Annotated in this window: 21 protein-coding genes and 6 pseudogenes; all 27 read right to left on the bottom strand. The window is 28.2% G+C overall.

The window, feature by feature from the left end; all coding sequences use genetic code 11:
• Positions 1 to 951 precede the first annotated feature (951 nt).
• Positions 952 to 1,182, bottom strand: a pseudogene (locus SLY_RS00330) (hypothetical protein); the annotation flags it as partial.
• Positions 1,183 to 1,596: 414 nt separating this feature from the next.
• Positions 1,597 to 2,350 (bottom strand): annotated as a pseudogene (locus tag SLY_RS00325) (DNA double-strand break repair rad50 ATPase); the annotation flags it as partial.
• Between the two features lie 2 nt (positions 2,351 to 2,352).
• Entirely contained in the window at positions 2,353 to 3,450 is a 1,098-nt protein-coding gene (locus tag SLY_RS00320; protein ID WP_015637633.1) for an AAA family ATPase, read from the bottom strand.
• A gap of 100 nt (positions 3,451 to 3,550) precedes the next feature.
• Positions 3,551 to 4,177, bottom strand: a complete 627-nt coding sequence (locus SLY_RS00315) for a hypothetical protein (protein WP_015637632.1) — start codon at positions 4,175 to 4,177, stop codon at positions 3,551 to 3,553.
• A 2-nt stretch (positions 4,178 to 4,179) separates the two neighbouring features.
• On the bottom strand, positions 4,180 to 4,500 hold the full coding sequence (locus tag SLY_RS00310) for a hypothetical protein (RefSeq protein WP_015637631.1): 321 nt from the start codon (positions 4,498 to 4,500) through the stop codon (positions 4,180 to 4,182).
• A gap of 18 nt (positions 4,501 to 4,518) precedes the next feature.
• Entirely contained in the window at positions 4,519 to 4,752 is a 234-nt protein-coding gene (locus SLY_RS00305; protein WP_015637675.1) for a hypothetical protein, read from the bottom strand.
• Positions 4,745 to 5,185: a hypothetical protein gene (locus SLY_RS00300; protein ID WP_015637629.1), complete on the bottom strand. Its 441-nt coding sequence runs from the start codon at positions 5,183 to 5,185 to the stop codon at positions 4,745 to 4,747. Before SLY_RS00300 ends, SLY_RS00305 begins: the two co-directional genes overlap by 8 nt.
• Positions 5,186 to 5,210: 25 nt before the next feature.
• A complete protein-coding gene (locus SLY_RS00295) occupies positions 5,211 to 5,399 on the bottom strand; it encodes a hypothetical protein (protein WP_015637628.1) in 189 nt (62 codons plus the stop codon).
• Complete coding sequence (locus tag SLY_RS00290) at positions 5,392 to 5,577, bottom strand: hypothetical protein (protein ID WP_015637627.1); 186 nt, start codon at positions 5,575 to 5,577, stop codon at positions 5,392 to 5,394. The genes SLY_RS00295 and SLY_RS00290 overlap by 8 nt, the downstream gene beginning before the upstream one ends.
• The gene (locus SLY_RS00285) at positions 5,531 to 6,208 is read right to left on the bottom strand and encodes an N-6 DNA methylase (protein ID WP_012358681.1); all 678 of its coding nucleotides are present in this window, start codon (positions 6,206 to 6,208) and stop codon (positions 5,531 to 5,533) included. Before SLY_RS00285 ends, SLY_RS00290 begins: the two co-directional genes overlap by 47 nt.
• 24 nt (positions 6,209 to 6,232) lie before the next feature.
• Positions 6,233 to 6,523, bottom strand: a complete 291-nt coding sequence (locus SLY_RS00280) for an HU family DNA-binding protein (RefSeq protein ID WP_015637626.1) — start codon at positions 6,521 to 6,523, stop codon at positions 6,233 to 6,235.
• Between the two features lie 71 nt (positions 6,524 to 6,594).
• Positions 6,595 to 7,143 (bottom strand): DUF2963 domain-containing protein, encoded by a 549-nt coding sequence (locus tag SLY_RS00275; protein ID WP_015637625.1) that lies wholly within the window; start codon positions 7,141 to 7,143, stop codon positions 6,595 to 6,597.
• A gap of 64 nt (positions 7,144 to 7,207) precedes the next feature.
• On the bottom strand, positions 7,208 to 8,020 hold the full coding sequence (locus SLY_RS00270; protein ID WP_015637624.1) for a DNA adenine methylase: 813 nt from the start codon (positions 8,018 to 8,020) through the stop codon (positions 7,208 to 7,210).
• A complete protein-coding gene (locus tag SLY_RS00265; protein ID WP_235043252.1) occupies positions 7,995 to 8,204 on the bottom strand; it encodes a hypothetical protein in 210 nt (69 codons plus the stop codon). Before SLY_RS00265 ends, SLY_RS00270 begins: the two co-directional genes overlap by 26 nt.
• Positions 8,201 to 8,866, bottom strand: a complete 666-nt coding sequence (tmk, locus tag SLY_RS00260) for a dTMP kinase (protein WP_015637623.1) — start codon at positions 8,864 to 8,866, stop codon at positions 8,201 to 8,203. The genes SLY_RS00265 and tmk overlap by 4 nt, the downstream gene beginning before the upstream one ends.
• A complete protein-coding gene (locus SLY_RS00255) occupies positions 8,856 to 9,488 on the bottom strand; it encodes a hypothetical protein (protein ID WP_041784259.1) in 633 nt (210 codons plus the stop codon). The genes tmk and SLY_RS00255 overlap by 11 nt, the downstream gene beginning before the upstream one ends.
• 22 nt (positions 9,489 to 9,510) lie before the next feature.
• On the bottom strand, positions 9,511 to 10,794 hold the full coding sequence (dnaB, locus tag SLY_RS00250; RefSeq protein ID WP_015637621.1) for a replicative DNA helicase: 1,284 nt from the start codon (positions 10,792 to 10,794) through the stop codon (positions 9,511 to 9,513).
• A gap of 75 nt (positions 10,795 to 10,869) precedes the next feature.
• Positions 10,870 to 11,097: a DUF2963 domain-containing protein gene (locus tag SLY_RS00245; protein ID WP_015637620.1), complete on the bottom strand. Its 228-nt coding sequence runs from the start codon at positions 11,095 to 11,097 to the stop codon at positions 10,870 to 10,872.
• A 1-nt stretch (position 11,098) separates the two neighbouring features.
• A complete protein-coding gene (locus tag SLY_RS00240) occupies positions 11,099 to 11,752 on the bottom strand; it encodes a sigma-70 family RNA polymerase sigma factor (protein WP_015637619.1) in 654 nt (217 codons plus the stop codon).
• Positions 11,753 to 11,852: 100 nt separating this feature from the next.
• Positions 11,853 to 12,188 carry an integrase core domain-containing protein gene (locus SLY_RS04785; protein WP_015637618.1) on the bottom strand — a complete coding sequence of 112 codons (336 nt, stop codon included), beginning with the start codon at positions 12,186 to 12,188 and terminating at the stop codon, positions 11,853 to 11,855.
• A 29-nt stretch (positions 12,189 to 12,217) separates the two neighbouring features.
• On the bottom strand, positions 12,218 to 13,963 hold the full coding sequence (locus SLY_RS00230) for a reverse transcriptase domain-containing protein (RefSeq protein ID WP_015637617.1): 1,746 nt from the start codon (positions 13,961 to 13,963) through the stop codon (positions 12,218 to 12,220).
• A 571-nt stretch (positions 13,964 to 14,534) separates the two neighbouring features.
• Complete coding sequence (locus tag SLY_RS00225) at positions 14,535 to 15,509, bottom strand: DDE-type integrase/transposase/recombinase (RefSeq protein ID WP_015637616.1); 975 nt, start codon at positions 15,507 to 15,509, stop codon at positions 14,535 to 14,537.
• Positions 15,510 to 15,643: 134 nt separating this feature from the next.
• Positions 15,644 to 16,541: pseudogene (locus tag SLY_RS00220) on the bottom strand (hypothetical protein).
• 45 nt (positions 16,542 to 16,586) lie between these two features.
• A pseudogene (locus tag SLY_RS05190) lies at positions 16,587 to 17,558 on the bottom strand (coiled-coil domain-containing protein); the annotation flags it as partial.
• A 359-nt stretch (positions 17,559 to 17,917) separates the two neighbouring features.
• Positions 17,918 to 18,703, bottom strand: coding sequence for an SVM family protein (locus SLY_RS00210; protein WP_015637613.1), 786 nt, complete (start codon positions 18,701 to 18,703; stop codon positions 17,918 to 17,920).
• 31 nt (positions 18,704 to 18,734) lie between these two features.
• Positions 18,735 to 19,571 (bottom strand): annotated as a pseudogene (locus tag SLY_RS00205) (hypothetical protein).
• A 92-nt stretch (positions 19,572 to 19,663) separates the two neighbouring features.
• Positions 19,664 to 20,494, bottom strand: a pseudogene (locus SLY_RS00200) (DNA double-strand break repair protein Rad50); the annotation flags it as partial.
• Between the last annotated feature and the right edge of the window lie 277 nt (positions 20,495 to 20,771).

Genomic DNA, 20,771 nt, shown 5'->3' with positions numbered 1-20,771 from the left:
AACGTCATTTTTAACCCGTTTTTTTTGATGTAGTTGTTTCATAGACTTAAAAACATTGGCATTTATCCCAATAAAGATCCTCTTAATTCATCAAGTCAAAAACAAATGGGGTATTTTTGAGGTTCAATAACGAAAATACAATTAAATCTCGCTCTGCTTCAGGAATATAAGATTTTTGTTTATTATATTAGTTCATTTATTTTGGGGAGTTATTTTTGACCTTTCTTTTTTAAATTTTTGTTATCATAATATTCTTAAATATTTTAATTAATTCCTTTGGGGGGGTTTTTTGGGTTACTGAAATAATTAGGATATTTTTTGTTTTTTAAAAAATATTTAATTCAATTTTCAATTGTTGTGCCTCCTTTTTTTAAAAATATTTAGAAAAGATAAGAAATTATTTTTAGTCTTGAAAAGAAAAAAAGACAGGTGGTAAGCTTGGTAAGCTCCACGAAAATGGCACCATTTGAGAACAACATTTTTTTCCAAAAAAAATATGATTTTTTGGAAAAAATAAATTGTTTATTAACTACTTATAGTATAACATAATTAAAATTATTTATCAAAATATAAAATATTAATTATTTTTAAATTTGTTGTTCTCAACCAGTACCACTTTTCTAATTGGTTTTTGAAGAAAAAATTTTATATTTTATTAAGTATAATATATATTATACTATTAAAATATTATCCTTGTCAATACTAAAATATAAAAAAATAATTTTTTTACGCAATAATCTAAAAAGAATTGATTTAAAGAATTTTATTAATTATAAAAAAATAAATATTCAAAATATTACCTCTTAAATGATTTTATATTTATGATTTGATTAATTTATAATTCCCCACCCACTAAAAGCGTCATATAAGGGTAAAATTTTGAGTTTTAAGGGGTAATTATGCTTTTTTAAAAAGTAAAAAGTTGTCCAAAGTTTTGGAACACCTCAGGTTATCCAAACCATAATTAGAAGTTTTAATGTTGAAATATTTTAGGATTTCAGGGATACTTTCTTTGGATAAAACAGGAATGTCATATCTTTTCATTTTGGGTTGGGTCGCTAACCATTCTTGTTGGAGGGTTTCGTAATCTGCTAATTTAATTTTAGTTTTGTTTTGACTATGAAAAAAAGAAGAATTAGCATTGATGAAAGGGACAAAATTGAAGATAATAATTAATAACATAATTATTAATTTTTTAGATAAAGGGGATTTTAGTTATTTTTGACATTTTGAAAACCTCCTTTTTTTTGTGATTTGGGTACAAAAAATACCCCTCAACTAGAGGGGGGGTTATAAATTAGGTTTAAAAATGATCTGTTTTAGTTTATGCCAAAATTGTAAAAATTAAAAGTAGGTATTTACAAGGTTTTTTGAAGGTCACTTAAAGGCTAAATTGGATTTAAGGGGGTATAAATCAATCCCTAAGGTTAAAACATTAATTGTAATTAAATCACAGCGAGAGGGGCAAAATAATGCGTTAAAGAGGCATGTTTGATTTGGGGGATATTTTTTATAACTCAGTTGGTGTGATTTCATAGAGAGAGTTGAGAGAGTTTAAGATTTGATTTCTATATTCTTTTTCTAGCCTTTCATAGCTTTTTACGAAATCTTTTTTTAACATTTCAGCACGAGATAACATATTTTGGTACATTTTTTGTTTTGATTCTAATTTGCCGATTTGAAGTTTGACTTCGCTGATTTCTTCAATTATTTTTTGTTTTTCATCTTGGAGTTTTTCAATTTCAGCTTGTAATCTAATTTTATCATCTGGAGAAGCTAGATTAAATTGTTCTTCTTGTTTTTGTTTAATTTCTTTTTCTTTGGCTTCTTCTTGTTGTTCTAATTGGATTAGTTTGCCTTTTAAGATAGTGATATTTTCGGTATTTTTATCTAAATTTTCTTTTATTTCTTTAATTTTTGTTTCATTGTTATTCAGAGACTCTTTGATTTTATCTTTGGCTTTTTGGGTTGTTTCTTGGAGTTCGTAAAGTTCTTTTAATTCCGCTTCACAATTTTGTAATTCCTTTTCCCAATCTTTTTTTAAACCATGATAATTGTTAATGGTTTCATCGTATTTGTCAATGGCTTTATCAATTTTTTCGATTAATTGGCCTGTGTATTTACTTGATGGTTCAGTTTTATGAAAGAAAGATAAGTAAAGAAAACTGAATAGGGTAAGAATAATTAAAAAAGGAATTAAATAACTTTTTAGGGTTGTGGTTTTTTGATTGTGAGAAGATTTGTTTTTGATGAAACAAAAAAGGCCAAAAACAGTAGTAGCAAGCAAAAACCATGTTAAATAAGATTTTAAGTTAATAAAACCTTTCAGAACGTCTAATGGTGATATCATATTTATTCACCTCCTTTCGGGGTTGGATTGTTTTCAATTTGATCTAATAAACTGGTATCTGGTGAAATAATCAATTGATAAGCCTGTTTTAAATCTTCTTTGTTAATTTCACTTCTTTTGTTTTCACCTTTACCACGGTTTTTAGCAAAAATACTAACAGTGGTTTTTAACAGGTTTTCTAAAGTACGATTGGCTTTTAAGAATTGTTGATTTTGTGGTAATCTTTCCAAAGCTTCGTTAATTACTTCAAATAAATACTGTTTTGCTTCTTCACTATAAGGGTTTTTTCTTTTCTTCATTAAGAATTCTAACATTTGTTGACGTTCGGCTTTATTTCCTGGTTTTACTTCAATGTTGTACGTAAAACGGGATTTAATTGCTTCATCAATTAAATGATATTGATTTGTTGCCCCGATGATGAAAATTGGTTTATCAGGGTTATTATCTATGGAAGTCATTTCGGTTTTGAATTGGTTAACAACGTTAGCTATTTCTGAACCTGCTTCTAACATGCTTAAATCAGTAAAAATAGTTTCACATTCATCTAAAAAAATGATCGCCCCATTACATTCTTCGGCAACAATTCTTGCATCAGTGAATAAATCTTTTACCATTTGCGGTGCTAATCCTTTATACTTTTGGGAAAATAAGGAACTATTTACTTCAAAGAATGGTAAATTAGTTTCTTTGGCAAGCGCTCGTGCTAAGGTAGTTTTACCTGTACCAGGAACTCCATACATTAAAATTCCTAGGGGTGGTTCAACTTGTCCGATACCTTGGTAGTTTTCAGGATTTTTTAAATAATTAATAAATCCTTGAACTGCTTTTAATTCTTCTTTAAACCCAATTAATTTGTCAAAACCTATAAATTTTTGGGGGTCAGAAGGTTTAAAAACAACTCCTTCTTTTTGGATAATTGTGTTAGTAGAAAGATTGTTATTATCTAATAAAGTTTGTGTTTTATCTTTGGGTATTTCTTCTTGTTGTTTAAGTAACCCTTCGTGTTGGTTTATTTTTTCCTCAGTGATGATTAAAGTTTGGTGATGAATCCAGACATAAGTTGCTAACCAAAATAAAAAAAATAAAATGACAATCGTCATTACTTTTAAGAGAAGTGGTTGTGTTGGGGTTTTGGTTTTCATAATTAATTTCCTTTCTCAAATAAGACTAAGTTTTTTAACTTAGTCTTATTTCTTTTAATTAAGCTAAATTTTTGATTTTGTTTTCAATAGTTGAACTACCACCGCTCAACGCATTTCCATCTTTATCGACTAATTCATAGTTAAGAATTAAAGTTAGATTTGGGTTTTTTGTTTGAATAAAGTTGTTTTGTTCTAATTTAATTTGAATATTGATATTGCCTCTGCCGTCATTATTGATAACCATTTGTTGACGTTTGGTGTTATCATAAGTTGTGTTATTATTTTTAACTTCTAAATTAAAGAGTGTTTCAGGATTAGAAAAAGTGTTATGAGTGTCATATTTTGGTGTTATTTTAAGGTATAAAGGAACACTAACGTCCAATCCATTTGAGTTTAGAAGAACTTGGTGATTAATGGTAACTACATGATGATATTTGTTTGGATTTAAATTAGGTAGTGGTAAAGGGATAAGGGTTTTATCTTCATTGTTACCGCTTATTCTATTTACTTCAAATAAAGGGGCATCGTTTTCGCTCATTAATTTAATTTTTTCTTGTTTTTGACGTGAGAAATAATTATTAATAGCCACAATAGAACTAATGGCAAAAAAAGAACAAATTAAAAATGTAAGAACAGTAATTATTTTGTTTTTAGTTTTGTTATTTGGTTTTTGGTTTTTTTTCATGATTATTTACCTCCTAAGGTTGATTTAATGATAGCAATTAAATTATTTATACCTGTGGTTAACCAAGGGATTTGGTTTTGGTAATAAATAACATTGACAAGTATAATAAAATTAAAAATGATTGTTAAATTTATAAATGTTTTAAATAAATTGCCTTTGTTGTTATTGGAAGTTGTTTGAGTTGGTTGTTTTTTTGGGGTGGTTGGTACTTTTACTACCGTTGTTTTGTTTGGTAGTGTTTGTTTTGAATTTAGTACTTTTTTATTTTTTAATTCGGTTGATTTTTTATTTGTTTTTTTCTTTTTTATTACTTTTTTAATCATTGTTTTTTCTCCTTTGTATTAATTATTTATTTTTTTGTAATTTTCTAAATCATCCTTTTCTTTTGATTCATTATTTGGTTTGGGAAGAATTGAAGATGATTTAGGGGTTTTAAATTCTTTTTGTGTTTCAGATTTATTATTGATTTCTGGTAATGGAAGAAAATTAAAAAAGATTTTTTTAATGATAAACATTAAAGCAGTTGTGAATAGGGCGCCAACAATAAATCCGATGGCGAAATTTAGATCATTCATTTTCATCCTCCTTTTTAATAATTCGGTTGATATTTTGCGATTTTAATTGTTTTTTTCTTGCTTTTTTCTCTTGCCAATGAGAAACTTTAACTCTTTGAACCATAATTTGGGATTGGAGTTTTTCTTGGTTTTCATTGATTTTATCTAGTTTTTTTAATAATTGTTTTTCTAAATATTCTTGTTTGGCGTTTTGGATTTCTAATTTTTGTAGTTTTTTGTTGGGGAAAAAGATACCCAAAATTAAATCTTTGAAGAAATTTAAAGTGTTTGCAATTAATTTAAAAATTGGTTTGAACCCAAAAACAATAAGAATAGTGAAAAGTGTTGTTTGGATTCCATCCATTCTTCGTTCAAGAATTTCAGTAGTTGTAAATCCTTTGGTATAATTTAGAATAAAATTGCTAATTGTTGCAAATATTGAAAATAACCACATATTTTTTTACCTTTCTTAATAATCTTTAATAACTTTTCTTCGTTTTTTTAAACGATTTCTTTTTGTTTTTAAAAGTTTTATTGGGGCGGTCTAAATTAAGCCATTGCCCTTTTGGTTGATTATATTTATTAGTTTTTTTCTTGGATTGGGAATTGCGGGATTTGAAATAAGTCCCATTAAATGCTTCTGACATGCCGTCGCTCATATTATTCATTCTCCTTATTATTTTTATTAATCTTTTTATCTAATTCATCAAGTTTTTCTATTGATTCATCCAGTTTTTTATGTGTTTTATTGAATCGTTCTTGGGTTTGGTTTCTTGTATCATTAACTTCATCGAGAACTTTATTTTGGGATAAACCAATTTGACGAGTTAATAAATAAGTAGTCATTTTGGTTTGTGGCTATTCCACAGAAATAATGCGGTTTTAAATGGTTAACGTTAAAAATTAAAATTTCTGAATGAAAAACAACGTTTTCAAAAACGTCTTTGGGAAGACTAATAATAGAAGAGATTTCGGGATATTCTTGATTTAAAAATTTCTGTAATCGCTTGCTATTTAGTGATTGATTAAGTCTGAATCCATAAGGAGTAAATAAAACAATTGGGATATCTTTACCAAAAAGTTCAATTATTTTACTTAACCACAACTCAGGCAACAAAGGACGACCACCATATTTTTCCTTAACGTAGTTTTTAGTTTTAAAATCCAAATTAAAGGGTGGGTTTGTAATTACCAAGGATATTTTTTGTGTATTTAAATCCTTTTGGGTTAATTCTAAAAAGTTGTTATGAATTAAATTAGGGAAGGTTGTTTTTTCTATATCAACCCCTAAAACATCAAATCCTTTTTGTTGCCAAGGTAGTAATAAAGAACCTTCACCAACACAAGGGTCAAGGATTAAACCGCGTTGGATTTGAGGTGATAAAATATTATATAAAAATTGCGATACCCAACTGGGAGTATAAATAGTGGCTTTTTTTTCATTTTTGAAAAAATTATTTCTATCAACTCGATACATTTTTTTATTTTTCCTTTTCTTTTTTTATTTTAATTTAAGGTTTTTAACTCCATCTTTGAGGGTTTTTGATAGTTTGAAATTTACCACAGTTTTTGCAGGGATTTTTAGTTTTTTACCTGTTTGAGGATTTCGTCCTAAACGGGCTTTTTGGCTTTTTAAAATGAATTTACCAAGTTGGGGGGATAAAACTACCTCTTCGTTTGATGTGATTGCTTCAATTAAAGCATTTTCAAACGAGTTGTAAAAATCTTGCGTTTGAGTAACTGAAGTGTTATTCATTACTGCGATGTTTTTGATTAATTCTTTTTTTGTCATTTGATTTCTCCTTTTTTATAATATATTTTTTTTGATTAAAGTTTTGATTATTTGGGGTTTTTTATGTATGATTAATATTTTTTTGTTGCTTTTATACTCCCATTGGGGTTGTAATAGATTTCATTAAAAACAGTTCCATCTGGGTTGTATTGGGTTTGTTTGGTTAATTTACCTGTTTGGGGGTTATATTCATTAGTATAAATTAACGTTTTGAAGTCATCTTGATAGCAATTTATGGTGTGGTTTTTATCATCTATTATTTCTTCTCCAATTGTGCCATCAAGATGATAATTAATTGTTTTGATTATTTCTGCAGTTTCAGGATTCCAACAAATAATACAATTAATGGTTTTGCCATCTTTATGGAACCAAGTTGATTTATTTAATTTGCCATCAGAGTAATATTCAATAACAAACCTCTTTGTTTTGCCGTCGCCGTAATAATGAGTTTCTTTAATTCTTTTATGTGTTTGAGGGTCGTATTCTTGGATGACATAAATTGTTTTGCCATCGGAATAGTATTGGGTTTGTTTGGTTAATTTACCATCTGGGCTATATTCAGCAACAAATTTTATAGCTGTTTTAATTCCTTTGCGATAAAAAGTTTTTTGATGATTCATAATTATTTTTCTCCTTTAATTAAAATATTTGTTTGTTGATTAAAATTTTCATTATTTGTTCTTTTTAATAATTTTTAATAATAACTTCTTGCGATATCCCTTTTGAAGTTAAATTGTGTTTTGTAGTGGTTTGAATGGGTTGAATGTGAAATTTTTTAAACAATTCAGTTATTTTTGACGAATTATAATTTGTATACAACCACTTTACCTTGCGATAATTTGCCATTTCTAAACTTTTATAAAGTCTTTTGTGATCTTCAAATGTGAAAGGTTTTTGATAAAAATATTTATCTTTAATCCCTTCACGCCAATACGGAGGATCAACAAATATAAAATCGTTGCTTTGGGTTTGGTTAATGACACTTTCAAAATCGCCATTTAACAATTTTATATTCTTAACATTGGTTTTTATTCTTTGGATTTCTGATAAAACAATTATAGGGTTTTTGAAACGAGATGAAAACCCGTATCCTAAATAAATAGTTCCATCGGATCGATATCCGAAAATGCCCCTAAAAGCATATTTCAATAAAACGTAAAAAAGGGCACTTTTATAAGCACCCAAATTACTTTTATTAAATTTTTCTACCAAATGTTTAAATGATTCTTTTTGCGTCTTTTGATCTTTATTTTCATATATTTTGTCTTCAAATTTACGCACATAATCACAAAACAATTCTGGTTTTGCTAACATATCTTTCCAAAGTTGTATTAAATTGATATCATTATCGTTCAAAGTGACAATTGAGGGGGTAAGAGATTGGAATAAAGCCCCACTTCCTAAAAAAGGTTCATAATAATTGTTATAATTTGTTGGAATATATTTTAATAATTTAGGTAACATTTTCTTTTTACTGCCTATCCATGGTATTTTCATTATTAAACTCCTTTACCCAAATATAAATTAAAAAGACAACATCAGAAACAAGACTAATAGCAGTATTAGCCTTCATTCCTAAATTAAAATCAAAAAATAGGGTCATTAGATTTGTTATGATAAATCCTAAATATGTTATACTTAACAATATTAAAATGTGTTTGGGAGTTAAAATCATTTTCATTCTCCTTTATTTATTTGAATTATTTTTTTACTAATTAAAGTTTTAATTACTTGTTCTAAATTATCTTTTTGGGATTTTGTTGCATTAATTAAAAAATGATGGCAATTTTGGTGTTTACAATTTGCATCATTACAGTATTTATGTTGGTTTAAATAATGTTTGCGGACATTTTCAAAATAATTTAAGGGTTTTTGCTCAATGAGGTCTAATTTATGATTTGATTGAGTTTGTTTTCGTTTTAGCCCAATTTTAGGGTCAATATCTAGGTAAAAAGTTAATTTAGGTTTAATTAAGAAATGATTGATGATTTTTGAAGTAATTTTATCATCATAATCCATGTAATTGCCTTTGCTTTGATATGCGAAAGTGGAATCATACCAACGGTCAACTATAACAAGATAACCACCCAACAAAGCAGGGATTATTAATTCATCTTGGGTTTGCATCATGTTGGCAAGGCTTAATAAATATTTAGTTTTAGGGCTTATTTTGGATTGATGTAAAAATAAATTTCTGATTTCTTTTCCAACAATGGAACTGCCTAAACCTTGAAAAAATTTAATTTGATAGCCTTTATTTTCAAAAGAAGCTTTTAATTCGTTAATTAAAGTAGTTTTGCCGCTTCCGTCAACACCTTCAAAACTAATTAATTTATTTGTCATTAGGGCGAACCATCTTTTTAATTAAATTAATAGGTGAAAAGGGAATGAATTGGTTGGTTAGTAAGTTTTGTAAGAAGAGATTAGCTGAATTGGAAAATAAATTGATTACTTTGTTAATTGATTGTACTTTACCATTTTTAATTTTATTATTTAATCTTTGAGTTTCGGATTCATCATTTGTTAATAAATAGAAGCCAAAACGAGTGTCTAGTTTTTTGATTTGTTCACCTTCTACTATTGATTGTTTGTAACGTTCACGAAGGCAAGTTTTGAAATTGAAAGCAATAATGCGTTTAGTTTTGGTAAACAATACTAAATCAAATTTAATATCGGGGATGAAAAATAAATATGATTGAGGATATAAATATTTAATTCCTTTGTGATTTAGATAAAGCAAAATTAAGTATTCGTTAATTTTTCCGCGAATTGATTTTTGACTTTGAGAGTTGTGTTGGTTGTTGGTTAAATATGTATTGAGTATATTATGACAATCAAACATATACTGATTAAAAGATTTGTTGAAAAAAATTGGTTGAACTATTTGTTTGGTTATGTTAACGCACAAAGATTTATGATTAAAAACGTTAATATTATTAAAATCTAAATTAGATATTTGTTTCATATTTTTATTTCCTTTTTTATTCTTATTCTTTTGCTTCAAATCTTTGGATTTGTTGATAAAAATTAAAACTACATTCGCCTTTGGGACCGCTACGGTTTTTGGCAATAATTAAATTCGTATGTGGGTTGTTATCAGGTGTTTGATAATAACTTTCGCGGTGTAATAACATCACAACATCAGCGTCTTGTTCAATTGATCCCGCATCTCTTAAATCTGTTAATTGTGGGCTTTTGACTTCTCTTACATAGGTTGAACGGTTAAATTGACTCAAAGCTACAATTGGAATATTAAGTTCACTTGCTAGTTTTTTTAATTTGCGTGAAATCTCAGATATTGCTTGATATGTATTAAAACTTTGGGGGTCTTTTAATAAATGGAGGTAATCAATAAAAACAATATCAAGTCCTTTAGTATATTTCATTTGTCGGCATTTGGTTTCAATGTCTTCAATTTTGTTATTTCTATCATCATCAATTAAAATGTTTAATTGCGTGATTTCGTCATCAGCGATAAGTAACTGTAATTTTTCATTTTTAGTTAAGTTTTTCTGTTGGAGTTGTTTTAAAGGGATTTGAGAAGCAGAAGAAAGTAACCTAATTCCTAATTCTTCCGCTGCCATTTCTAAACTAAAAATAACTGCTTTTTGGTTTTCGGGGTTGGTAGTAAAGTTTTTTGCAATATTACAAGCCAAATTTAACATAAAAGCAGTTTTTCCCATCCCAGTTCTTGCTCCTAAGATAATTAATTGGTTTGGTTTAAACCCAGAAATTAATTCATCTAGATTTTTAAAGCCTGTTTTTATTCCTACAAATTGGTTGGGGTTGTCATCATTAACAATACTTTGGCGAATATAAGGAATTAATGTTTTTGTAGAAATAAAAGGAGATTTAGTTTTTTGCATAAAACTTTCTACTTGGTTTTTGACTGTTTGCAGATAATTATGAATATTTTTAGTTTTTGATAATTCAGAAGGCAATTGTTTTATTAATCCTAACAAATCTTTTTTAAGGGAATTTTCTTTGATTAAATCAATATATGTCTCTAAATATTCACTTGCAGGGGACGTCTCCACTAATTCAATTAAATAATCAATTCCTCCTATTTTGTATAAATTGTTATCTAAAACAGAACCCACCGTAACATAATCAATTTCGCGATTTTGCAGTTTTAATTGCTTCATTGTCTCAAAGATACAACGATGCTTGGGGTTGGAAAAATTGTTTGTGTTAACTAAATTTATAACAACATCCATTTTTTCTGGATTTAATAATAGCGCTCCCAATAATGCGCGTTCGGCTTCAATCATCTTTCAAACTCCTTTTTTTGTGATTTGGGTATAAAAAATACCCCTTCAAAAAAAGGGGTTTAGTTTATATATTAATTAAAAAGTTTTTTCTTCTTTAATTGTTCCGTCGGAGTTGTAATGGGTTTCTTTGATTGGTTCCTCTGTTATGGGATCATATTCAGTAATAAAGTCAATTGTTTTGCCATCTTTATGGAACCAGGTTGTTTTAATAAAATTCAATGTATCGGGATCATGTTCGTGAATGGCGTAAATTGTTTTACCATCAATATTGTAGTAAGTAGTTTTATTTTTTTTACAATTCATATTATTTATTTCCTTTTTTATATATTTTTTTTAATTTCTTAATTGCTTTGTTTTTGATAATCGCTACTTTCCTTGAAGATAAATTTAACATTTGTCCTATATTTTTGTTGGAATATTCAATTTGAGGTTCTTCATTAACGTTTCCCAAAGGAATCCCAAAACTTAATTTAATAATTTCGAATTCTTTGTAATTTAAAATATTTTTAAGTTTTTTTAAGAATAATTCATGATTATCTTGTTTTAACCATAGTTGATGGGGGTTGAGGATTGTGCTCCACCTGGGTTGCTTTGCTTCTTCCCATTCTTCAAAAGGAATATTACTTGTTTGTTTTTCTTTCCGAAAAACCAACTTCAAGGGGGTTGAAGCGGTTTGTAGGCCTCTGATAAGTTCTGTAATTTCGCCTTTAATTAATTCTTTAGCATAGTTAATAAAACCATAAAAACCATAACCTAAATCTTTATATTTATCTAAAGCTTTAATTAAACCTAAAATTCCTTCTTGGTATAAATCCTCTCTTTGGAGTGATTTAGGGAAGTATTTAAATTGGTTGGCTATTTTTTTTACTAATGGTAAATGCATTTCGATCAATTGATCGCGAATTTCTAAATCCTTTTTATTTTTTAAAAAATCTTTAAATAATTTTTCTCTTTGCATTTTATTCCTTCCTAAAAATATTTTTAGAAAAGATATGAAATTATTTTTTTAGTCTTGAAAAGAAAAAAAGACTAACTATTAAGTTAATCTTAAAGAATTTTTAAAAAGTAAAAAGTTGTCCAAAGTTTTGGAACACCTCATTCATTTTGCGATACATATTATAATATTCAATGTAATCAGTAATAATTTCTATAATTTGAAGTTCATCTAAATTTTGCATTTTTTCATAATGGATGGTTTCTCGTTTCATGTTGGCCCAAAATGCCTCCATACAAGCATTATCAGTTGGCATGGCTTTAGCTGAGAAACTAGTTATTAGATTATAGGGATAGATTATTTGCGTTTCGATTGTAGGATTTGTTTTTCTACTTTCTATTACAAACAGCCCCCCTCCAAACCGTACGAGCAAGTTTCCAAGCATACGGCTTTCCATCATTTACCCTTTTTACGGGATTAACCTTGCGGTTAACTGTGTATCTTAATCATTCTCTTCTTTTTGTTTTGGTTTATAACGTTTATTTGTTGGTTTGTTCTCTTGCGATGACAATTCCTACATAAAGCGATTGTTTGTTTATTAAGGATGCTTTGCCAGTTGGAGTTTCTCACCGTTTTTGTGTGGCGGATTTCTAGTGGGATGTTTTCTGTTTGGCAAACTTCACATCTCTCCGCCTTTAAGCGTGATGTTAGTGTTGTTCGTCCTTGGTAGAGATAACGGTTGATAATTACATCGGGATTCCCCTTTGTTTTTCTCATCCTTTTTATCTTTTCCCAGTCCAGTTTGTCCCAGCTATCAACTTTGGTTTTATTCTTGAGGTTGTATTGAATCCCCCAAGTTTTGCCGTTCCTTAATTTTCGCCGAACTTTTGCGATAGATGTTTTCCATTTTCTCGCTAGTGTTTTTAAACAACTGTATTCCGCCAAATAGTATAAATGTGTTAATTGTGCTAGGTTGTTTCCTAGACAAAAGTATCGGATAATGCCGAGCGTTATTGATTTGTAGGTTCGTATTATTTCTAGTGCTTCCCTACTTGCTAGTGTTTCGTCGTGTTTTACTTTCCCGTTTTTGGTCCAACCGTATTCTTTCCCGTAGTCTCTTGTTGTGTCTTTTGGGATTTGGATTTGTACTTGCCCGTTCAGTGAGTTTTTTGTTGTTTTCTTTTTGCGGGTTTTGTTGGTTGGGTTTACCTTTACCATATAAGATAGGAACCTTGTGCCCTTAGTGGCTTTTACAATTTTTGATTTGTCGCGGTTTACCACGAGTTTCAAGTCTTGTTCTAGCCATTTGAGTACTTGGGTTTTAATCCTTTCTGCTTCGTGGTGTTCTCCTTTTATTCCAATAATAAAATCATCTGCGTAGCGGATGTATTCTATTCTCGGGTTTGGGTTCAGGTTTATTTCACTATCTATTGATAGATTGTTATGTTGTTTTTTTGTGTATGCCTTCCAATATTTGGGATTTGCTTTCATTATCGGTTTGCCGTTTCTTATCAGTTCTTCCATTTTCTTATCGATGTAATGTAAATATATATTTGATAATAAAGGGGATATTATCCCACCTTGCGGTGTTCCTGATAATGATTCGTATTTGATTCCATTTTCCATTATTCCTGCTTTGAGCCATTGGTTGATTGTTTTTAACGTTTTGGCCTTTCTGATGTATTTGTTTAACATCTTATTGAGGATATCGTGGTTGATGGTTTCAAAGTAACCTTTAATGTCGATTTTTATTATATAATCTATCCCTTTGAATCTTTGTTTGACGCGTTTTACGGCATCATGGCATGATTTCTTGCTTCTGAATCCGAAGCTCCATTCTGAGAAGATGTTTTCAAAATAGAGGGTTAAAAGTTGTTCCATTGCTTTCTGGATTATTCTATCTTTTATGGTTGGGATGCCTAGCGGTCTCGTTTTATTTTTATCCTTTGGTATTAATACTTTTTTGACAGGTTGCGGATTGTATTGGTTGTTGACGTATTCTTTGTGGTATTTCTTTATCATTTCTAGCTTTATGCCGTCAATGGTTTTGTTGTCAACGCCCTCTGTACCGCTGCCTTTATTGGTTGCAATGCTATTGAATGCTTTGTATGTGTTTTCTATGTTATTCATTCCGCGTTTCAATACCTTTTTTAGGCTATAGTTGTTTTTTGAATGATTTAAAATCATATCTAAAGTTCTCGAAAGCTTAAATTCATTTGAATTATGTGTAAGCATATTATCACTTACTCCTTTCTTGATTTGTTTAGATATACCATAAATGACTGACTTGTTTTCGCCTTGTTCTTAGTTTTCCTAAGAGCCCTGGGAGGGCAATTATCATTGTTATTCCAAACAATGTTTTAATTCCTCCGACTACTAGAAGTCTCTTTCTCCTTGGGGATGTGGGCTTTTGTTCCCACACTTGAACCTTTAGGATTCTGCAAGTTCCTCACTTTATCTACCTTCATTCCTTAGGAGAAGTAACCATTTATGTTTTCATGTCTTTCCTGACTGTTGGTGAGATTCCAGGTTTCCGTTCGTGATTGATAAACTATCCAACACGCTAACAATATGTTGATAGCGTCTGGACTGCTCGCTTGTAGTAGTTTGCGATGCAGGTTATAAAATTACATCTTCTTTTCTTCTTAGGCTATTTTACAGGCTTTTCCATAGAATGATTTGCTAGCGGTGTCATCTTGACTAACTACTTCGTCTCAACCCGCCTTTATGAACTGCTGTAATCCATCATCTTTTCATTTGATGAACCGTTCATCTGCTTTCAGTGTTTATCGGCACTGGAAATTGGTTAGATTTCACGATAAAGTGGGCTTCTTTGCCGCCCATTAGCTTTTAATTCAGTTTGATATCTTTTAGAAGTATAAACACTTGCTCTATCGCAATGAAGAATGCAAGGGTTTATTAATGTAGGAATAACTTTTAAAGTATTAATTACAAAACCAACATCAGTAATTTTAGAAATGTTGTAACTAATAATTTCGCGGTTATACAAATCCATCATCGCAGAAACAAATAATTTTTGGTTATTTTTCCCAAAAGGTATATAAGTAACATCTGTACATAATTTTTCAAACGGTCTTGTGGCATGATAATTGTTTTGAATTAGGTTTTTTAAATTATTTTCTTTTTGAATAGCTAAATCATAATAATATTGAGGTTTGCGCTGTATTCTTTGTGATAATAACCCAAATTGATGCATCAGTTTTAAAACAGTTTTAGTGTTTATCTTAAATTTAAGGTCAATTAATTTTTGATGAACCACCCGATACCAAAGCCTTCTTTTTCTTTTGCCATCAGTTGTGATATATGAACCTTGTTTGCATATTTGAAACAAGGCTTTTTCCAATTCACTTTGAGGTCTAGGATGAAGACTTTGTTTAATCCATCTAAAATAACTAGTTTTTGAAATAGATAACCATTTAATCAATTGTTCTAATGAAGCTTCTTTTTGATATTTATTAATGATTTCTAAATATAATTTTCTATTTTTCTTGAAACTAGCTTTTAGTTGGTTTTTAATTGCGGTTTTAATTGGATTAATTTCTGAATCTTTAACTTTTCTTTTTCCTCTAATTGATTGTTCTAGCCTTTCTGCTCCTTTTAATTCATACCATTTAACCCATTGATAAATCTGACTCCGATTTTTAATCTTTAAGCTTTGTTGTATTTCTTCACATCTTTTGTCTTCCTGTTTCGCAAAAACAGCCTTTAATTTAACATCCAAAGAATATAACTTTATTTTTTTCTCCATTTCTAAGCTCATTTCTGTTTTATTAACATAACTTTATTTTTTTAAGCTTTGATTGCTAAAAAAACTGTTTAGGTGGTTTTAATTAAAAAAACAACAATAAAACTTCTTAAAAGATTTTATTGTTGTTTTAAAATATTTATTAATTTTTAATTATTCTCATTATTTTTTGTATTAAATTTCTTATTATAAAGTGTGATATATCTTTGTTTTGGGTTGAAGTGGAGATAGTAGTTTTTCTTTTCATCTTTTGGGAAACTGGAATCTTTGGGGTCTATGATATGGCAACTAACTTCATCCATGAAAAAATCTTTATCTTCTTCAATTAACCATTTCGGCCCTTCGTATTCTAGTTCTGTGTAGTGGTTTGAATGGTTGTTGATAAACATATTATTAAATTGTGAATCATCACCTTTATGTTTCATATGGAAAGTTTTGAAATAATCACTACTGCTGTCTTTTGTTTCCCATTTGTCAAAAGGATTTTTCATAAACGGCATTAAATCAGTTGGTTCGTATTCACGGTGCTGTCCGCGACCAAGGCCATTGAGGCCATAAAAAGTGTATTTAACTTTTATTTTCCATTCTCCCTCCTCAGCAACACCATCCATTACCCATTTGCCTTTATCATTTCTATAAGGCTTGTTATTTTCTTCAATTGGGTATTTTTTATTTCCTATATTTATTGATTCATAACCTTTCCATTCGTATTTACTTTCTGTTTCAAACCATTCAAATTCAATTTCTACTTTAGGTTCAGTAATAGTATAAGTTTTGGGTTTGGAGTTTGTTATGTCATATTTATTGTCTAAAAATATAAAACCACCGAAAATAGCAAATATACTTATTATAAAACAATAATATATAATTATAGCTTTTATTGGATTTCTTTTTGTATATTTTTTAGCTTTTAATTTTCCTTCCAACATTTGATTATGTGATAATTCTGCTTGTTTTTGATTTAATTCAGTTTGAATAGTATTTATTTCCTCTTGTAATTCATTTTTTTTGAACTGATAAAGATTTATTATTTACTAACTCAGATATTTTTTGGTTTAATTTTTCTTGCTTAGTTATTGTCTCAACTTCAATTTATGATTTTGAATTTTCTACATTATTTAATTTATTATTTACGTGTTTTTGGATAAAATATATCACAAGAGGAACCAATCCAAAAAAAACTCCTAAAAAACCAAATACACCAGCTTTGGTAGAAACACCTATATTAATCGCAGCACCTATGTTTTCAACATTTTTGTCCCAACCATTTTTTTTGGTTTCTAATTGGTTTGAATCATTAGTTAAATCTAAATTATCTTTTTTTAACTCAACAATCTTTTTTTCCAATCTTATTTTTGTTGCAACGTGCGCGTCTTGTTCTTCTTTTAATTGGTCTTTTAGTTTATTAATTTCATGCAGCAACTCTTTATTATCAATACCCATCGCACTACTTGCACTTTCAAGTCCTGCAATTGCCCCTTCTAGTTGTTGAATTTTCATTGATTGTTGTTTGAAAATTTCCATATTGTTTTCAATTTCAGCAGTTAATTTTATAATTTCTTCTGCTTGTTCTTGAACTTTTTGTTGTAATTGTTTAATTTCTTCGTCTTTTTGTTTAATTATTTCTTGCAATTTAGTTTCATTGGCTTCTAAAGTGTTAATTTTACCCTTTAACTCTTTTATTTTAGCTTCTTTGTGATTTAATTGTTTAACTAATACATCATCAGCATTGCCGTTTTTAATCAATTCAGTTTGTATCTCTTGCATCTCTTTTTCTAGTTGTTCGTTTTCAGTTTTAGTTGCATCAAGTTCTTGTTTTGTTTTCGTTAAATCATTAGTATATTTTTCTTTTAAGTTTTTATTTTCTAATTTTAAAGTATCAATTTCACTTCTAAAACCTTTTTCTTTAATTTCTAGTTGTTGCATTTCGTTTTTTAAAGTTTTAATATGATTTGCTTTATTGTTTAATTCTTGTTGTAAGCTATCATCTGGGGTTTGATTTTCTAATAATTGATTATATTCTTGTTGAGTGTTTTTTAAATTAGTTTCGTAATCTGCTAATTTAATTTTGGTTTTGTTTTGACTATGAAAAAAAAAGAATGAGCATTGATGGAAGGGACAAAATTGAAGATAATAATTAATAACATAATTATTAATTTTTTAGATAAAGGGGATTTTAATTACTTTAAACATTATTTAATAACCTCCTTTTTGGGTTTTGCCAAAACATTTGTTATGTGTTTTTTTGTTTTTGTTTAGGTATTTCTAATGTATTATGTAAAAGATAAAGACCCTTTTGCAAGGGTCTTTATGAAGAGAGTCAAATTTATATTCAATAATGTTTTTGTTCTTAAATTATATATTAAATTAATTATTTTTTTTGTTATTAATGTTTGTATATTTTTGTTTTGATAAGTTATTTTTTACAAAATGAAACAATTACATTTGGAGTTTTTAATATTATATTTTGATTGATTAATTTCTTTTATTTGAGTATTTTTTGGAGAATTATTTTTTTTATTTATTAATTTTTCTAGTAAATCTTCAAATTCTCTTTTGGTAATATTTTGTTTTTGTAATAATTCATCAGCAAGTGGCGATAAAAATTTTTCATATTGTTGAATTATTTCTTGTGTTTTTTGTTGAGCAATATCTTTTATTTTACCTTTTCTTGTTTCTAAAGAATCCGTTGATGAATAAAAATTTTCTAAAAACCATCTTTTTTCTATAATATATTGAACAATTCTTTCGATATCTTGTTCATCATGATTGCCTCTGTTTTTAAAATTTTCTATAGATATTTTAATTGTTTTTTCCGCTTCTAAACCTCCATAAAAACCAGATAACGCAAATAAATTACCAAAAGGATCTTCTTTATCAAATACAAATTCGGTAGTACCATCTACAATATTTTTGTTATCTTGAATTAATTCTATTTTTATAAGGTTTATAAGATTTGTTCCATGTCTTTGACTTAGCTCATAAGCAACTACAGCATGTCCTATTTCATGTATAGCACAAAATTGTTGTATACTCATAATATTTGTTGTTATTTCTTCATTTTCTTCTGTTTCTGAAATTTCTTGTATTTCTTCATTAATTGAATTATTCATCGCCATAACTTGATTATTATTTATCACAAATAATAATCCTAAACAACTAATTAAAAAGAATGGTAAAAGATGTAATTTATTTTTTATTTGTATCATTTTAATTCATAACTCCTTTTTTATTTATTATTTATTCCTCAACTTTGATGATTTCATAGAGGGAGTTGAGATAGTTTAAGATTTCATTTCTATATTCTGTTTCTTTTATTTGATATCTTTTTTCTAAATCTTTTTTAAACATTTCATCCATAGATAACATATCTTGGTATTTTCTTTGGGTTGCTTCTAATTTACCAATTTGAACTTTGATTTTTCCAATTTCACCAACTATTTCTGATTTTTCAGCTTGAAGTTTATCGATTTCTACTTGTAATAAATTATATTTTTTTTGTTTACTTGTTCTCAATTCTTCGGTTATATTTGGTAAAAAATATTTAAATTGTTTTTGTTCTTCTTGTTTGGTTTCAACTTCTGATCGTTTTATTTCTAATTTTTTTTCTAATGCTAATTTTTTTGGTTTTAAAGCTTCTATTTGAGGTTGAATAGAATTTAATTGAGATTTGTGTTCATCACAGACTTTTTGTTTTTCATCTACCCATGTTTTTTTGTTCTTTTAATAAATTCAATGATAATTGCCAACTATTTTTTAGTTTATTGATTTCTTCTTGTTCTCTCTCTCTGATAAAACAGATGGCGATTTAGAAGTGTCAGTAGGTTCAGTGAAAAGATAAGTTTTAATTTGTTCTAAACGAGCAGCAGTGGTTTTGATTTTTTGTTGGGGTGTTTCTTCCGTAGAACGTTTCATTCTTGAAGGATTTGGTGAGGTTTGTCCTAAAGGAGATAAAGAATTTTTTTCGTTTTGATAATCATTAAATCCTTGGTTAATGCCTATGATAATTGCTATTCCGAAAAGTAAAATGATAATAATAGTTACTAAATTTTTTTGAAAAAAGTTGGTTTGTTTCATAATTTATTTACCCTTCATTATAATGGTGATAATTAATCATATCACTTATCACCATTATACAATTTTATTAATAAAATAATTAGCTAAAATAACTATTTATTTGGAATCATAACTATTTTAGGGATTTTACCAACTCGTCTAGCTTGAAGGCGTTGTTGAGCACGAGCGTAACTCGGATTTTTTTGTTTTAGTTGTTCTTTTAAATCATTCGCGTTTTCTCTTTTAGTTTCTAATTTGCTTTCTAAATCAGCTTTGTCTTCATATAATTTGTCATTATCTGAAACTTCTTTGTGTTTGTGGGTTAATTCTTCGATGATGGTTTGATATTCAGCAATCCAAGTTCTAAAATCTTCTTTTATATCTTTATTTAATTTTTCAGACTTTCTACTTTCTTCCTTTAAATTATCTAAGTTTTGGCGGAGTTTATAATCACCTAATTTTTTTTCGTAATCTTTGTAGTCAGAGTCGAGTTTGGCTAAATCACGGTCGATATCTTTAGTATACATCTCTAAAGCTTCTTTGGTAATCATTGGTGGATGTTCTTTGTTTTCATTAGCTACTTCATTATATAAATGCCACAAACGGTGGCCTTCGTGAATAACTAAAGTAGCTTTTGACATACCTTGAGCGAACTTGCGTGTAAAAGTAACTGATTTGCCTATAATTTTCAGACCATATTTAGCAGGGATTAAGTCATTAACTTTATCAAAAACTTTGAATCCCCATTTGACAATATTTTCTGCTGATGCTTCATTTTCTTTTTCATAAGTTATCATTCGGTTATACATTTCTTTATATTTTACTTTTAGGAATTGATATAATTCTTTTTCGAGTTTGATTTCTTCAAGTTTTTTATTAACTTCATCAATTTCTTTTTGGATTTCAGCACGGCGTTCTTGTACAGATTGGATTTGGTTAAATAGTGGTAAGCTCCACGAAAATGGCACCATTTGAGAACAACATTTTTTTCCAAAAAAAATATGATTTTTTGAAAAACCAAATTGTTTATTAATTACTTTTATTATAACATAATTAAAATTATTTGTCAAAATATAAAATATTAATTATTTTTAAATTTGTTGTTCTCAACCAGTACCACTTTTTAATTGGTTTTTTGAAGAAAAAAATTTTATATTTTATTAAGTATAAAGTAATAATATTTTAATAGTATAATATATGTATATGTAATATAAAGAAAGA

This window comes from Strawberry lethal yellows phytoplasma (CPA) str. NZSb11, assembly GCF_000397185.1.
Lineage (GTDB): Bacteria > Bacillota_I > Bacilli_A > Acholeplasmatales > Acholeplasmataceae > Phytoplasma > Phytoplasma australiense.
The sequence above is the reverse complement of the archived record's forward strand: the minus strand, read 5'-3'. Positions and strand labels throughout refer to the sequence as shown.